Source organism: Rhodobacterales bacterium HKCCA1288 (assembly GCA_015693905.1).
Lineage (GTDB): Bacteria > Pseudomonadota > Alphaproteobacteria > Rhodobacterales > Rhodobacteraceae > M30B80.
Map to the genome: position 1 here is coordinate 931,936 of CP065161.1, position 14,506 is coordinate 946,441.

Genomic DNA, 14,506 nt, shown 5'->3' on the forward strand with positions numbered 1-14,506 from the left:
GGTGTTGGTGCGCGGAATCCAAACTTGTTTTGTGAATAGTTTACGATTGTGAACGCCCAACGGATCAATATTGGCCCGACAAATATCGACCAATTCCTTGAGTTTCCGACAAAATCCCAAAAATAAGGGTTAATTTTCAGCACGCGCAGCACCGAGCGCGTGTTTCAAATCCCTTAACAGGTCGTTAACGTCCTCAAGCCCCACCGACAGGCGCACGAGACCAGATGTGATGCCCAGATGTTGCTTTTGATCCTCAGGCAAACGCTGGTGGGTCGTTGTGGCAGGATGGGTGATAATAGATTTTGCATCGCCCAAATTATTTGAGATTGTAATGATCTCTAACGCGTTGAGGAACCGAAACGCCGCATCGCGCCCGCCCTCCAGTTCAATCGCGATCACTGTGCCGCCTTTTTGCATTTGCGTGCGGGCAAGCATGGCTTGCGGGTGGCTGTCGAGATGAGGATAGAGCACCCGCGCCACACCCGCCTCCCCCTCTAGCCCTTGCGCAATGGCAAGAGCAGTGTCGGCTTGGGCGTTAACCCGCAGGTGGAGTGTTTCCAACCCCTTGAGCATAACCCATGCGTTAAACGGCGACATCGCCGCGCCTGTATGTTTCAGATAGGGTTCCACGGTCTTGCGAATGAACTCGCGGGTGCCACAAATCACCCCGCCCAAACACCGCCCCTGCCCGTCAATATGCTTGGTCGTGGAATAGATCACGACATCAACGCCCAGTTTGCGGTTGTCTTGGAACAAGGGAGAGGCAAACACGTTATCGACCACCACCAAAGCGCCTGCATCATGGGCCAGACGCGCAACGGCGGCGATATCGACAACCTGCAACGTGGGGTTCGAAACACTTTCGAAGAATACAGCGCGGGTTTTGCCCTTGATGATTGCGGCTTCCCATTGGGTCAGGTCATCGCCATCCACAAACGTGACCTCAACCCCGTAACGGGTCAAAATCTCCTCAAGAATGTAGAGACAAGACCCGAACAAGGCGCGCGCAGACACCACATGATCCCCCGCGCGCAACATGGACATCAGCGCGCCATTCACCGCCGCCATTCCAGAGGCGGTTGCAAAAGCATCTTCTGTGCCCTCAATCGCCGCGATCCGATCCTCGAACATTGCGACAGTCGGGTTGCCATAGCGGGCATAGATAAATTCCTCACGCCCCGCTTCGATAAAGCGGGCCTCGGCCGCCTCGGCGCTGTCATAGACAAAACCTTGGGTCATAAAGATTGCCTCAGACACTTCGCCATATTGGCTGCGGCGGGTGCCTGAATGCACTGCGCGTGTCTGCGCGGAAACAGTATCGGGCAAGGATTTCAAACCTACGGATTTCTTGGCGCCTGTGTCTGACATTTCATATCCCTTCCATCTGAACGGTCGGGCATCATGCGGCAAGCAGGCCTCGACCTCTTTAGCGGCATTTTTTTTGTGGCCCGCAATCCGGTAAACAAATCGCCACGCGACAGGGCATTACGCCTTGACCCTGATCGGGTCAAGGGGCCGCAAGCCAAAGCACCGCGCCAAGCGGCGGGATTGCAACCCCGACAAAGACACCCCACATCTTTGCCAGTCACACCACCGCAAAGCAGCCGCAGGGCGCAATATATGTATGAATTTTATGTTCTTTAGGTTGACACATTGGGCTGCTAAAGGTGAAACCTAAAACAGGGGTAAGGGAATGACCAATCCCATCTGTGGTATTGTAAAAGGATTTGGCCATGTCGGCTAAACCCATCGGGGCAATTACATTTGCGATCTTGGTGATCGTCATCCTAACGGCCGCTTTTGGCGGCTTTGGGGAATTCTAGACATGGCCACACGCTACACCGCTCAATTCAGCCCCAATGCCTCCTCTGGCACACGAGACGCCACCCTCCCCTTCAAGGGCCGCCGTCCCATGCGATTTGGGGCGCGCCTGAATATTTACGCGGCCTTGCCTGTCATCGCGGCCTTTCCCAGTTTCTTCCAGCCCGTCTCAACGATGTTGGTTGATATGGCAGGCGCGGCCCTGCTCGGCTTTGCTGCATGGTTGACGCGGGAGGGGATCAAGGCAGAAGACGCGTATTCCGTGCGCATTGTGGCGCGCCGCCCCATGATCCCGCGCAAAATTATGGCTGCCCTCATTTGCGGTCTGGCGGTGGGTCTGTTGGTTTGGGGCGGGACATGGGCCATCTTGAACGCTACTGCAATTGCGGTTTTTGCAGGGGTTTTGCACCTTGCGGCTTTCGGCATTGATCCGCTGCAGGATAAGGGCATTTCGGATATAGACAGCACCGCTGAGCGCCGCCTCGCCGATAAAATCGAAGCGGCCGAGGCCCTATTGCAGGAGATGCGCGATGCGGTCACCCAGACGGGGCAGCGCGATCTAGAGGCGCGGGTTATCGCCTTCCAACAGACAGCGCAGGCGATGTTCCGCCAAATCGAAAGCGACCCGCGTGATCTGAATGCCGCGCGGCGCTTTTTGGGGGTTTACCTTGAAGGCGCGCGCGATGCCGCGGTTAAGTTCCAAAGCCTATATGCGGCACGTCCTGATGCGGCGCTTAAAACCCGCTTTGAGGGGCTTTTGAACGATCTTGAGCGCGACTTTGCCGCGCGCACCACCAAACTGGCCCAAAACGACACGGAAGACTTGGATCTAGATATCGAGCTTTTGCGCGAAAGATTGGCGCGCGAGGCTGTTTAAAACCACCCCTCGGTGCAGGGGTTTACATTGGGGGATAGAATGACCGACACAAAAACTGCCGCGCGTGACGCAAGTAAATTGGTCGATGAAATTAACGCCGTGGTCTTGACTGACCCAAGCGACCTGCTGCCAGACCCGAAGGCCGCAGACAAACCGACCGCCGAGGCCATCGCCAAAGCAATTGCAGAAATTGATATGCATGACACAAATTCAATCGTGTCTTTCGGTTCCGCTGCGCAGGCAGAATTGCAGGTCATTTCACAGGCAATGCTCGATGGCGTCCGCAACAAGGATGTCGGCCCCGCAGGTGCCTCGTTGCGCGATATTGTTGGCACGATCCGCGGCTTTTCCGTGGAGGAGCTTGACCCCACCCGCAAAATCAGTTGGTGGGATCGCCTGCTTGGCCGCGCCAAGCCCGTGCATGATTTCCTTGCGCGTTACGAAACCGTGCAAGGGCAAATCGACAAGATCACGGATGATCTGTTGCGGCATGAACATCAGCTCATGCGTGACATTAAGTCATTAGATCAACTTTATGAAAAGACGTTACAATTTTATGATGCACTTGCCATTTATATTGCCGCAGGCGAGGCCAAATTGGCTGCGTTGGACAATAATGACATCCCTGCAAAGGAGGCGGAGGTGGCCGCCGCACCCGAAGCCGATCAAGTGATCCGCGCGCAAGAATTGCGCGACCTGCGCGCTGCTCGCGATGATCTTGAGCGGCGTGTGCATGACCTTAAGCTGACACGCCAAGTCACCATGCAATCTCTGCCCTCTATCCGCTTGGTGCAAGAGAATGACAAATCCTTGGTCACCAAGATCAACTCAACCTTGGTCAATACCGTGCCGCTGTGGGAAACCCAATTGGCACAGGCCGTGACCATCCAACGCTCGACCGAAGCGGCCGAAGCGGTGCGCGCAGCCAAAGATCTGACCAATGAACTATTGGAAAAGAATGCCTCGAATTTGCGCACATCCAATCGTATGATCCGCGAAGAAATGGAGCGTGGCGTTTTTGATATTGAGGCGGTGAAACGTGCCAATGCAGAATTGGTTGCAACCATCGAAGATAGCCTTGCGATTGCAGATGAGGGGCGGATGCGCCGCGCCAAAGCAGAAGAAGACATGATCAAAATGGAGGCGGAATTGCGCGATACTCTGGCCGCCGCCAAGGCAAAATCCACAAGCACCGCGTCCTAAGCGCGGAGAGATAAGGCGTCATTGTGCGGATTATGAGTAAAGTGAGGGGTTCGGGGCGGAAGGCTAGGCGCGGTCTATGGGTTGGGGCGGCGCTTGGCCTTTTGGCGGGGTGTCAGGCCCTCGGGCCTGGTGCCATGGGCCAGAACGGGGTGGCAAGCAGCATAGCTGCCACCACCCCTTCGGCTGAGAGCGCGCTTTACGCGCAATATTACGCCCAAACCGAGGCGCGGCTTCTGCGTGAGGGGTTATTGCGCCAATCCACCACCCCCTCGGATGCCCCCGTCTCGCGCCGTGCTTTGGCGCGCAATTTCGAGGCCATTGCGCTTTATGATGAATATGCTCTGGAAAACGGGCGCTTTGTCGCCCGTCAAACCCCCTCGCGGCTAAGACGTTGGATTGATCCTGTCCGTATCGAAGCCCATTTTGGGCCAGCAACCGCCCCACAGAAAATGGCACGGGATCGCCAGATTCTGACCAATTACACCCGACAACTCAGCCGCGCCGCGCGGCATCCGATTGATTTGGTTGGATCGGGTGGAAATTTCCATGTGCTGTTCATCAGCCGCGATGAGCAAGCAGAAATCGGCCCCTATCTGCGCAGCATCGCGCCCAATATTGATGCCTCAATCATCCGCGAAATTGAGAACCTGCCGCGCTATACGTTCTGCTCTGTCTATGCTTTTGCGCGTTCAAATGCGCAGCCAGAATATCGCAGCGCCATTGCCGTAATCCGCACCGAGCATCCCGATTTGATGCGCACCTCCTGCATCCATGAGGAAATCGCCCAAGGGTTGGGATTGCCCAATGACAGCCCAACGGCGCGTCCCTCGATTTTTAATGATGATGAAGAATTTGCACTTTTGACCGCGCATGACGAATTGCTTTTGCGCGTGCTGTATGACCCGCGCCTAGACATTGGCATGACCCCTGATGAAGCGCGCCCGATTGTCGAAGCGATTGCCGCAGAATTGATTGACGCGTCTAGCTAAGGAAGGCTGCTCATGCCCATTTTCGATTTCCTCTCAGGTCAATTCATTGATGTCATTGAATGGACGGACGACACCCGTGACACATTGGTTTATCGCTTTGAGCGCGAAGGGCATGAAATCAAATACGGGGCCAAGCTGACTGTGCGCGAAGGCCAAGTTGCGGTGTTCATCCATGAAGGCCAGTTGGCGGACGTCTTTACGCCCGGTCTCTACATGCTTGAAACCAACAATATGCCGATTATGACCAGCCTTCAGCATTGGGATCATGGGTTCAAATCGCCTTTCAAATCCGAAATTTATTTCGTCTCGACACAGCGGTTCACCGATTTGAAATGGGGCACGAAAAACCCTGTGATGCTACGTGATCCCGAATTTGGGCCAATCCGCCTGCGTGCCTTTGGCACCTACACTATTCGCGTCAGCGATGCGGCACGGTTCATGACCGAAATCGTGGGAACAGATGGCGAGTTCACCACGGATGAGATCAGCTTCCAAATCCGCAACATCATCGTGCAGCAATTCAGCCAAACTGTAGCCAATAGCGCCATTCCCGTTTTGGACATGGCCGCGAATACGGCAGAATTCGCCAAGCTGATCGCCGCGCGGATTTCTGACACCATAACCCAATATGGCCTGAGCCTACCCGAGCTTTATATCGAGAATATATCGCTGCCCGAGGCGGTTGAAGCCGCACTTGATAAGCGGTCTTCGATGGGCATCTTGGGCGATATGAAGACCTATACCCAATTTGCCGCCGCGGAGGCCATGCAGGCGGCAGCACAAAACCCTCAGGGGGATGGCGGCATGGGCGCGGGTCTGGGTATGGGCTTGGGTATGGGGGCCGCACAGGCCGCGTTTCAAGCAGGGCCTTGGGGTGCAGCCCCTGTTGCACCTGCCGCACCACCCCCGCCACCAGTCGAACATGTGTGGCACATTGCCGAGAACGGCGCGACCAAAGGGCCATTTTCCAAGGCCAGCCTTGGCCGCATGGCGGCCGATGGCACCTTGACCCGCGACACGCTTGTATGGACGGCGGGGCAAGACGGGTGGATGCGCGCCGAGGATGTGCGCGAATTGGCGCAGCTCTTCACCATCCTACCACCGCCACCGCCGCCACCCGCGCCCTAAGTCGTGATGCCAAAGGCAAAGACAGACCAACCCCATCGCCGCTTTCCCTGCACCGCCTGCGGGGGCGATATGCGTTGGACCCCTCAAGCAGGCGCGATGGTCTGCGCGCATTGCGGCGCGCAAAGCAGCGTGGAGATGCCCGCTCAAGGCCCTTGGGATGTCACGGCAATCCGCGAACAGGATTATCGCACCGCTTTACGCGCATCACGCGAGACAGCGCAGGAGGTTGAAACCCGCGTCTCAACCTGCCCAAATTGCGCTGCCCGTGTTGAAGTGTCAGACACAGATCACGCGCTAGAATGCCCGTTTTGCGCCACGCCTGTTGTGGTTGGATCTGGCGCCCACAGACAGATCAAACCACAAGCCGTGCTTCCCTTTACCTTGACCGAGCGCGAAGCGCATCGCGCGATGGAACATTGGCTTAAGGGGCTGTGGTTCGCCCCCAATGGCCTGAAGAAATACGCCAGCGCCTCGCGGCAGATGGAGGGGATATACACCCCCTATTGGACATATGACGCCAAAACCGCCAGCCAATATCGCGGGCAGCGCGGCACCGATCACACCACCAGCGTCTCGGATGGCAAGGGGGGCCGGCGCAGCAGCACCACAACAACTTGGCGCCGCGTCACGGGGCAGGTGCGATTGGCGTTTGACGATCTCTTGGTCTTAGCTTCAGAAAGCCTGCCCAAGCGATTTACCGACACGCTCGCACCGTGGGATTTGACCGCCCTTGCCCCCTATCAGCCAGAATTCCTGTCAGGTTTTCGGGCCGAAGCCTATAGCATCGACCTAGAGACGGGGATGGAGGAGGCCCGGGCGCGGATGGATCAAGCAATCCGTGCCGCAATCCGCCGCGATATTGGCGGCGATCATCAGCGCATTGACCATGTCGACACGGAAATTTGGGATGTGACCTTCAAGCATATCCTGTTGCCTGTCTGGGTATCGGCCTATCGCTATGGCGGAAAGTCCTATCGCTTTGTTGTCAATGGGCAGACGGGCAAAGTAATGGGAGAGCGACCCTATTCCGCGATCAAAATCGCTATCGCGCTGATCCTGGCGGCTCTGTTGGCGCTTGGCCTTGGTTATGTCTATGACGGATACATCCGTTAAGGCGCTGCATTCTTGTTTGCGCTAACATCAATCTCTTGCTAGACCACGCGGGCCGCAAAGCGCGGCGGGGATACGTCACATTTGGAAAGGCCTACGCCATGCTGCTGTGCTGTGGTGAATCTTTGATTGATATGTTGCCACGCGAAACCAGTGCAGGCGAAGCCGCTTTTGCACCTTACTCAGGCGGCGCAGTTCTCAACACAGCGATTGCCGCAGCGCGCTTGGGACAAAAGACTGCGATGCTGACGGGCCTATCCCGTGATCTTTTTGGGCAGATTTTAGAAGGGCATTTGGCGAGCAATCATGTGGACACAAGCCTGTGCTTGCGAAGCGACCGCCCTACGACCTTGGCCTTTGTGACCCTGAAAGATGGCCACGCAACCTATGCGTTTTACGATGAAAACACTGCAGGGCGCATGATCTCTCCCGTTGACCTGCCCGCCTCTTTGGAGGGGATCACGGCGCTGTTCTTTGGGGGCATATCCTTGGCCGTAGAGCCCTGCGCAGATACCTATGAGACACTCTGCCTCCGCGAGGCGACCCGTCTGCCTGTCATGATCGACCCAAATATTCGACCAAGCTTTATCACGGACGCGGCCCGCTATCGCGCGCGACTAGCGCGGATGTTGGCCGTGGCCGACATCATAAAGCTGTCAGATGAGGATCTTGCATGGCTGAGCAATAACAGCTCCGAGGCAGAGGCCGTGGGTGATCTTTTAACGGCGGGCGCGAAACTTGTGCTGATCACAAAAGGGGCCGATGGGGTTACCGCTTATTCTGCAGATGGGCAGTTGACCCATCCCGTGATCCCCGCCACGGTTGTGGATACTGTGGGCGCGGGCGATACGTTTAACGCGGGCATCCTGACGGGCTTGGCCGAAGCAGGATATCTGAGCAAAGCGGCGCTTGCAGCCCCCTTGCCGCAAGATATTCTAAAAACCGCGCTTGATCTGGGCGTGCGGGCCGCCGCCGTAACTGTTGCACGGGCAGGCGCGAACCCGCCACTGCGCGCCGAGATTTAACCGATGCGCGCCTTGGTTCAACGGGTGAGTGAGGCTGCCGTCCGTGTGGATGGGGAAACGATTGGGCAATGTGGCGCAGGCCTTTTGATATTGATCTGCGCAATGCGCGGTGACACGGCAGCGCAGGCCGAACATTTGGCCCAAAAGATCGCCAAAATGCGCATCTTCAAGGATGAGGCGGGCAAGATGAACCGCGCACTTTTGGACATAGGCGGCGAAGCACTGGTGGTGAGCCAATTTACCCTTGCCGCAGATACGCGCACAGGCAACAGGCCAGGGTTTTCGCAGGCCGCAGACCCTGAGACGGGGCGTGCCCTATACGAACATTTCGCGCAAAGCCTTGCCGCGCTTGGCCCCAAAGTTGAGACGGGACAGTTTGGTGCAGATATGAAAGTTTCGCTGATCAATGACGGCCCCGTTACCATTTGGCTCGATACTGAGGCATCTACGCCTAAAAATTAGGCATTTGAGCCAAAGTTAACCATTGCCCCCCAAGCTGCAAGGCGATGCGCCCTAGCCCAGCCCCCGATATCGCGCCACCGATAGAGGAACTGGTATTGGGTAAGCGTAGATGGAAAACCCCACCCCCTTTTTTGATGAAATGCTCGGCCCTGATAACGGGGCGCGCCCGCCTTACGAGGCCTATCATAGATGGTTCGAGGGCGAAGATCGCCGCGACCTAATCCGCAAATCGGGCGAGGCTGAGCGGTTCTTTCGCCGCACGGGCATCACCTTCAACGTTTATGGTGCCGCTGATGCAGATGAACGTCTGATCCCGTTTGACATCGTGCCGCGTATTATCTCTGGCCGAGAATGGGCCCGTCTGACGCGCGGCATCGAACAGCGCGTTCGCGCCATCAACGCCTTTTTGCACGATATTTATCATCGCCAGGAAATCATCCGCGCGGGCCGCATTCCGATTGAGCTGATTGCCAAAAACGATGCGTTCCTCAAGGCTATGATCGGGCTAGAACCACCGGGCGGCGTTTACACGCATATCGTGGGAATTGATCTGGTGCGCGTGGCCGAGGATCAATTCTATGTGCTTGAGGACAATGCACGCACCCCATCGGGCGTGTCCTATATGCTCGAAAACCGCGAAACCATGCTCCAGATGTTCCCCGAACTGTTCGGGCGCATAAAGGTGCGCGGCGTTGGGGATTATCCACTTGCTTTGCGGCGCTCGCTTGGCGCTTCGATGCCGCGCCATGCCTCAGGCGATGGGGCTGTGGCCGTGCTGACACCGGGCATTCATAATTCCGCTTATTTTGAACATGCGTTTTTGGCCGACCATATGGGGGTCGAATTGGTCGAGGGCAGCGATTTGCGCGTTGTGGATGGTAAAATCGCCATGCGCACCACGCGCGGCTACAAACCGATTGATGTCCTTTATCGGCGTGTCGATGATGATTTCCTTGATCCGCTCAGCTTTAACCCTGACAGCTTGCTTGGTGTGCCAGGGATTATGGATGTCTATCGCGCAGGCGGCATCACTATTGCCAACGCGCCTGGAACAGGGATTGCCGATGATAAGGCGATCTATTCCTACATGCCCGAGATTGTCGAATTCTATACGGGCGAAAAGCCGCTTTTGGAAAATGTGCCGACTTGGCGGTGCTCTGAGGCGGACGCATTGGCCTATGTGCTAGACCATCTCGATGAATTGGTGGTCAAAGAGGTGCATGGGTCGGGCGGCTATGGAATGCTTGTTGGGCCTGCCGCCTCGAAAAAGGAATTGGCGGCGTTTCGGGCCAAGCTGAAATCACGGCCTGCGAATTACATCGCACAACCGACCTTGGCTCTTTCGACAGTGCCCATCCTGACCAAAGCGGGGCTTGCCCCTCGCCATGTCGATCTGCGCCCCTTCGTCTTGGTCAGCCCCAATGGCATCGAAATCACCCCCGGCGGACTGACGCGCGTGGCGCTGAAGAAAGGCTCACTCGTGGTGAATTCCAGCCAAGGGGGCGGGACGAAAGACACATGGGTTCTGGAAGAATGAGCGCGCATAGGGGGCAAAGGCCATGTTAGGCAAAACCGCGGGCGGATTGTTTTGGATGTTCCGCCATTTAGAGCGCGCCGAGAACACGACCCGTCTGATTGAGACGGGCCTGCGCATTGCGCTGACACGGCCAGATCGTTCCAATGACGAATGGCAAAGCCTGCTGAAAACAGCCGCCGCCGAGCAGTTGTTTTTCACCAAATACGAGACGGCTGATGCAGCCAATGTTGTGGATTTTCTATTGCGGGATGCGGCCAACCCGTCATCTGTGCAATCAAGCATGGCCCAAGCCCGCCAAAACGCCCGCATGGTGCGCACCGCCCTCACCCGCGAGGTCTGGGAAGCAGTCAATGACACCTATATGCAATTGCGCAGCACCCTTGCCCGCCCCGCCACAGATAAAAACCTACCCGATACGATTGCCTTGGTGCGACAGCAATCCGCACTGGTGCGCGGCGCCTTGCACGGGTCGATGCTGCGCAATGATGTTTTCGATTTCGCGCGGCTTGGCACATTCCTAGAACGCGCCGATAACACCGCACGTATTTTGGATGTGAAATACTATGTCCTGCTGCCCTCTATCAGCCAGATCGGGTCAAACCTAGATAATGTGCAATGGGAAACGATCCTGCGCGCGGTGGCGGGTCAACGCGCCTATTCTTGGTTGACCCAAGGGGCGGTCACACCCAAAGGCATCGCAGACTTTCTCATCTTTGACGGGCGCATGCCCCGCAGCCTAAAATTCGCACTTGGTAAATTGCAAAGCAATCTGGGCTACCTTGAGGCGGAATATGGCAGCACCCTGCCCTGCCACGCGATGGCAGCACGGCTCAATGCGCGGCTTTGCACAAGCAGCATCGACCAAGTCTTTGAGGAAGGATTGCATGAGTTCATCCTGACCTTTTTGCAGGACTTAGCGGCGCTTGGCCGCCAGATCGAAACCGATTACCGTTTTATCGGATGAGGTGCTTATGCGATTAAAACTGTCCCACCGCACAAGCTATGGTTTTGACACTGCGCCCTCTTACGGGCTTCAGCAATTGCGACTGACACCGCAAAACACGCCTGCGCAATCTGTGCAGGATTGGCAAATGCAGGTGACGGGTGGCACAGTGGAATGCAGCTATCTTGACCATAACCAAAACCTTGTAACGCTGATTTCTTTTGCCCCTGATGCACAGGCCGTTGAGGTCACTTGCACGGGCGAGATGGAAACAAACGAGGTTGCGGGCGTGCATGGGGCCCATCGTGGACTTGTCCCCCTATGGGTGTTTTTGCAGCCCTCCGATCTGACCCGTGCGGGCAATGGGACGCGCAAACTGACCGCGGGGCTTAGGGATGCCAAACTCAGCGATATTGAACGACTGCACACCCTGTCTGCCCGTATCCTAGAGGCTGTCCCCTATGCCATTGGCCCCACCCATGCAGGCAGCAGCGCCGAAGAAGCCATAGAGGCAGGCAGCGGTGTCTGTCAGGATCACGCCCATATTTTCATCTCAGCCGCCCGCCTTTTGGGATACCCTGCGCGCTATGTCTCAGGTTATTTGATGATGGAAGACCGCATCCACCAAGACGCAAGCCATGCTTGGGCAGAGGCCCATATTGAGGGGTTGGGATGGGTTGGTTTTGACGTCTCAAACGGCATTAGCCCAGATACGCGTTATGTGCGCGTGGCCTCGGGTGTAGATTACAGCGAAGCGGCCCCCATCATTGGCCTGCGCTACGGCGCGGGAGACGAGCGGCTTTCAGTAGATATTCAGGTTCAACAGCAATAATAAAGACAAGGCGCGATTCTCGAGCTCGCGCAAAAATACAGGTGAAAGACAGCCCCCGATATGACCTATTGCGTTGGTTTGAAACTGAATTCTGGCCTTGTGTTCATGTCAGACACGCGCACGAATGCGGGCGTGGATAACATATCGACCTTCCGCAAAATGTTCACATGGGAAGGCCCGGGCGAGCGTAGCATCACCCTGATGACCGCGGGCAATTTGGCAACAACACAAGCGGTGATCAGCCTCTTGAATGAACGCGCCAAACCCGCCGAAGATCGGGGGAACCCCTCGATCCTCGAAGCGCCTTCGATGTTTCAAGTCGCCAAATTGGTCGGGGAAACCTTGCGCGAGGTGATCAAAACACAATCAGGCCAAGATGGGCCTGAGGCAGAGGCAACCTTTTCCGCAACCATAATATTGGGCGGCCAGATCAAAGGCGCCCCCCCGCGCCTGTTCCTAATTTATCCTGAGGGCAATTTCATCGAGGCCAGCGATGACACGCCATTCTTTCAGATTGGCGAGACGAAATATGGCCGCCCCATTTTGGTGCGTGCCTTTGACCCCGAAATGAGTTTTGAGGATGCGGTCAAGCTTTTGATGGTGAGTTTTGACTCGACCATTAAGGCCAATCTTTCGGTCAACCTGCCGCTTGATCTTCATGTCTATACTGCAGACAGCTTGAAGCATGGAATAATGACAAGGATCGAAAAAGATGATCCGTATTTCAACGTAATTTCAATGGGTTGGGGTGATGCGCTAAAGCATGCGTTTAACAGCCTCCCCCCCTATAGCTTTACGACTTAGTCGGATCAAATCCGTAAATCCACTCAAAGCGTTGCGCCAGCAGATGCGGCGCGTAACGTGTTACCATCCGCAGCCCCGTATGCGCGGCCACCCGCAACAGGCTTGGCCGCATATGATAATGGTCTGCATTGTCCGAGGCCGCCTGAACAATCCGCGCGGTGCGGGGGCGGCGCAGCGCCTCATATTCAGCCAAAGCCCCGGTTAGATCATGCGTATCCGAAAGGCGCGCTGCCAAGATCCAAGCATCCTCTAACGCCATATTGGCCCCTTGCGCGAGGAAGGGAAGCGTTGGATGCGCTGCATCCCCCAAAAGAACCATCTGGCCATTTTGCCAGTTGCGCGCGACTGGATGGCGAAACAACCCCCATTGATAGCATTCCGTCACGCGGCCTAAATAGGCCCGCGCCTCGGGGCAAAAATCACCAAATCGGCCCGTCAGCTGTGCAGGATCGCCCCGCTCTGACCACGAGTCTTTCACCCATTGATCATGTTCCTCAACCGCCACGATATTGATCAATGTCCCACCTCGAAGCGGATAGATCACCATATGGCGGGCAGGCCCCATAAATACCTGCACATCGCGCAACGTATCGCCCTGCTGCGCATCAATCACCGCGCGCCACGCAACTTGGCCCGTGAAAAACGGATGCCCGCGCGGCTCAAGATGGGTGCGGATGCGGGAATGCAATCCATCTGCCCCGACAATCACATCCGCGCTTTGGCGCTGACCATCGGCCAAGATCACATCACACCCCTCGACCCCTGTCACAGCCGCGCCAAGGGTGATCTCAACCCCAAGATCACGGGCACGACTGGCCAAAATCTCGATCAAATCCGCCCTATGAACATAGTGATAAGGGCGTGTTTGACGGGATAAGGGCACGCGCGCCACCGCCGCCCCTTTGCGAAAATCGCGCAGATATACGGCATTGGCGCGGGGGGATATCGCGCTGATCTCATCGGCCAGACCAAGGCCTGCTAACGTGGCCATCCCATTGGGGCTCAGTTGAAGCCCTGCCCCAAAGGCGCGGATTTCCTCAGCCTGTTCTAGCACGCGCACCGAAGCGCCGCGTTGCGCAAGGCAGCAGGCCGCAGCCAAGCCACCAATACCTGCCCCAACCACCAAAATATTGCGCCCGATCAGCATGCTCAGCCTCGCACCCCTCAAAGAAAAAAGGCATCTGAAAAGATGCCTTTTTTAATCTTATAAACTCGCTTTGCGCAATCAATCGTCCCGATGAACTTTTTCGCGGCGCTCATGGCGTTCTTGTGCTTCAAGCGTCATGGTCGCAATCGGGCGCGCATCCAGACGTTTAAGGCTGATCGGGTCACCTGTGACCTCGCAATAGCCATATTCGCCCTCTTCGATACGGCGCAAAGCAGCATCAATCTTGGTGATCAGCTTGCGCTGACGATCGCGGGTGCGCAATTCAAGCGCGCGGTCTGTTTCCTCACTTGCACGATCCGCAACATCAGGGATGCTGCGCGTGCCATCTTGCAGCGCGGTGACAGTGGTGCGGCTTTCATCAAGCAGATCAGCTTTCCAGTTGAGCAGTTTCCTGCGGAAATACTCCAACTGTCGCTCATTCATAAACGGCTCGTCCTCGGCGGGACGATAGTCTTCTGGAAGAAAGGTCTCAGCTTTCATCTCGTTCCCCTCAGCGGCGGCTGACCCGATTTTTGATTTTGCATCAGACGTCATTTTACCACCTCGGGCTTCGCTTACAGGATGGCGTGGGTAATGTCACCCACCTAAAGACGGTTTTTCCGCTCAA

14 protein-coding genes and 1 riboswitch are annotated in these 14,506 nt (G+C 56.4%); of the genes, 11 read left to right on the forward strand and 3 right to left on the reverse strand.

Annotation, left to right across the window (positions count from 1 at the left end):
• Nucleotides 1-129 precede the first annotated feature (129 nt).
• Nucleotides 130-1,368 (reverse strand): O-succinylhomoserine sulfhydrylase, encoded by a 1,239-nt coding sequence (gene metZ / locus I3V23_04550; protein QPI86250.1) that lies wholly within the window; start codon nucleotides 1,366-1,368, stop codon nucleotides 130-132.
• Nucleotides 1,369-1,405: 37 nt separating this feature from the next.
• Nucleotides 1,406-1,484, reverse strand: a riboswitch (SAM riboswitch).
• Nucleotides 1,485-1,825: 341 nt separating this feature from the next.
• Here metZ and I3V23_04555 point away from each other — a divergent pair.
• The 11 genes from I3V23_04555 to I3V23_04605 all read left to right on the forward strand — a co-directional run bounded on the left by I3V23_04555 (nucleotide 1,826) and on the right by I3V23_04605 (nucleotide 12,731).
• Nucleotides 1,826-2,698, forward strand: coding sequence for a 5-bromo-4-chloroindolyl phosphate hydrolysis family protein (locus I3V23_04555; GenBank protein ID QPI86251.1), 873 nt, complete (start codon nucleotides 1,826-1,828; stop codon nucleotides 2,696-2,698).
• Between the two features lie 39 nt (nucleotides 2,699-2,737).
• Nucleotides 2,738-3,901 carry a toxic anion resistance protein gene (locus I3V23_04560; GenBank protein ID QPI86252.1) on the forward strand — a complete coding sequence of 388 codons (1,164 nt, stop codon included), beginning with the start codon at nucleotides 2,738-2,740 and terminating at the stop codon, nucleotides 3,899-3,901.
• Nucleotides 3,902-3,933: 32 nt separating this feature from the next.
• Nucleotides 3,934-4,890, forward strand: coding sequence for a DUF2927 domain-containing protein (locus tag I3V23_04565; GenBank protein QPI86253.1), 957 nt, complete (start codon nucleotides 3,934-3,936; stop codon nucleotides 4,888-4,890).
• 12 nt (nucleotides 4,891-4,902) lie between these two features.
• Nucleotides 4,903-6,018, forward strand: coding sequence for an SPFH domain-containing protein (locus I3V23_04570; protein QPI86254.1), 1,116 nt, complete (start codon nucleotides 4,903-4,905; stop codon nucleotides 6,016-6,018).
• Nucleotides 6,019-6,024: 6 nt separating this feature from the next.
• Complete coding sequence (locus tag I3V23_04575) at nucleotides 6,025-7,131, forward strand: TFIIB-type zinc finger domain-containing protein (protein ID QPI86255.1); 1,107 nt, start codon at nucleotides 6,025-6,027, stop codon at nucleotides 7,129-7,131.
• 98 nt (nucleotides 7,132-7,229) lie between these two features.
• Nucleotides 7,230-8,153 (forward strand): carbohydrate kinase, encoded by a 924-nt coding sequence (locus tag I3V23_04580; GenBank protein ID QPI86686.1) that lies wholly within the window; start codon nucleotides 7,230-7,232, stop codon nucleotides 8,151-8,153.
• A gap of 3 nt (nucleotides 8,154-8,156) precedes the next feature.
• Complete coding sequence (locus I3V23_04585; GenBank protein ID QPI86256.1) at nucleotides 8,157-8,615, forward strand: D-tyrosyl-tRNA(Tyr) deacylase; 459 nt, start codon at nucleotides 8,157-8,159, stop codon at nucleotides 8,613-8,615.
• Between the two features lie 109 nt (nucleotides 8,616-8,724).
• Complete coding sequence (locus I3V23_04590) at nucleotides 8,725-10,152, forward strand: circularly permuted type 2 ATP-grasp protein (protein QPI86257.1); 1,428 nt, start codon at nucleotides 8,725-8,727, stop codon at nucleotides 10,150-10,152.
• A 22-nt stretch (nucleotides 10,153-10,174) separates the two neighbouring features.
• Complete coding sequence (locus I3V23_04595) at nucleotides 10,175-11,116, forward strand: alpha-E domain-containing protein (protein QPI86258.1); 942 nt, start codon at nucleotides 10,175-10,177, stop codon at nucleotides 11,114-11,116.
• Nucleotides 11,117-11,123: 7 nt separating this feature from the next.
• Nucleotides 11,124-11,927, forward strand: a complete 804-nt coding sequence (locus I3V23_04600; GenBank protein ID QPI86259.1) for a transglutaminase family protein — start codon at nucleotides 11,124-11,126, stop codon at nucleotides 11,925-11,927.
• Nucleotides 11,928-11,987: 60 nt separating this feature from the next.
• A complete protein-coding gene (locus I3V23_04605) occupies nucleotides 11,988-12,731 on the forward strand; it encodes a proteasome-type protease (protein ID QPI86260.1) in 744 nt (247 codons plus the stop codon).
• Here the strand turns inward: I3V23_04605 and I3V23_04610 are convergent.
• On the reverse strand, nucleotides 12,721-13,878 hold the full coding sequence (locus I3V23_04610; GenBank protein QPI86261.1) for an FAD-dependent monooxygenase: 1,158 nt from the start codon (nucleotides 13,876-13,878) through the stop codon (nucleotides 12,721-12,723). The two genes, I3V23_04605 and I3V23_04610, sit on opposite strands and share 11 nt — an antisense overlap.
• Before the next feature lie 78 nt (nucleotides 13,879-13,956).
• Nucleotides 13,957-14,379 carry an RNA polymerase-binding protein DksA gene (gene dksA, locus I3V23_04615; GenBank protein QPI86687.1) on the reverse strand — a complete coding sequence of 141 codons (423 nt, stop codon included), beginning with the start codon at nucleotides 14,377-14,379 and terminating at the stop codon, nucleotides 13,957-13,959.
• Between the last annotated feature and the right edge of the window lie 127 nt (nucleotides 14,380-14,506).

Bases quoted from the DNA above. Each gene is read 5' to 3' on its own strand.
- I3V23_04580 (QPI86686.1), top strand. From the start codon at position 7,230: ATGCTGCTGTGCTGTGGTGAATCTTTGATTGATATGTTGCCACGCGAA.
- I3V23_04595 (QPI86258.1), top strand. From the start codon at position 10,175: ATGTTAGGCAAAACCGCGGGCGGATTGTTTTGGATGTTCCGCCATTTA.
- I3V23_04610 (QPI86261.1), bottom strand. From the start codon at position 13,878: ATGCTGATCGGGCGCAATATTTTGGTGGTTGGGGCAGGTATTGGTGGC.
- metZ (QPI86250.1), bottom strand. From the start codon at position 1,368: ATGTCAGACACAGGCGCCAAGAAATCCGTAGGTTTGAAATCCTTGCCC.
- I3V23_04590 (QPI86257.1), top strand. From the start codon at position 8,725: ATGGAAAACCCCACCCCCTTTTTTGATGAAATGCTCGGCCCTGATAAC.
- I3V23_04600 (QPI86259.1), top strand. From the start codon at position 11,124: ATGCGATTAAAACTGTCCCACCGCACAAGCTATGGTTTTGACACTGCG.
- I3V23_04560 (QPI86252.1), top strand. From the start codon at position 2,738: ATGACCGACACAAAAACTGCCGCGCGTGACGCAAGTAAATTGGTCGAT.
- I3V23_04565 (QPI86253.1), top strand. From the start codon at position 3,934: ATGAGTAAAGTGAGGGGTTCGGGGCGGAAGGCTAGGCGCGGTCTATGG.
- I3V23_04605 (QPI86260.1), top strand. From the start codon at position 11,988: ATGACCTATTGCGTTGGTTTGAAACTGAATTCTGGCCTTGTGTTCATG.
- I3V23_04575 (QPI86255.1), top strand. From the start codon at position 6,025: ATGCCAAAGGCAAAGACAGACCAACCCCATCGCCGCTTTCCCTGCACC.
- I3V23_04570 (QPI86254.1), top strand. From the start codon at position 4,903: ATGCCCATTTTCGATTTCCTCTCAGGTCAATTCATTGATGTCATTGAA.
- I3V23_04555 (QPI86251.1), top strand. From the start codon at position 1,826: ATGGCCACACGCTACACCGCTCAATTCAGCCCCAATGCCTCCTCTGGC.
- I3V23_04585 (QPI86256.1), top strand. From the start codon at position 8,157: ATGCGCGCCTTGGTTCAACGGGTGAGTGAGGCTGCCGTCCGTGTGGAT.
- dksA (QPI86687.1), bottom strand. From the start codon at position 14,379: ATGAAAGCTGAGACCTTTCTTCCAGAAGACTATCGTCCCGCCGAGGAC.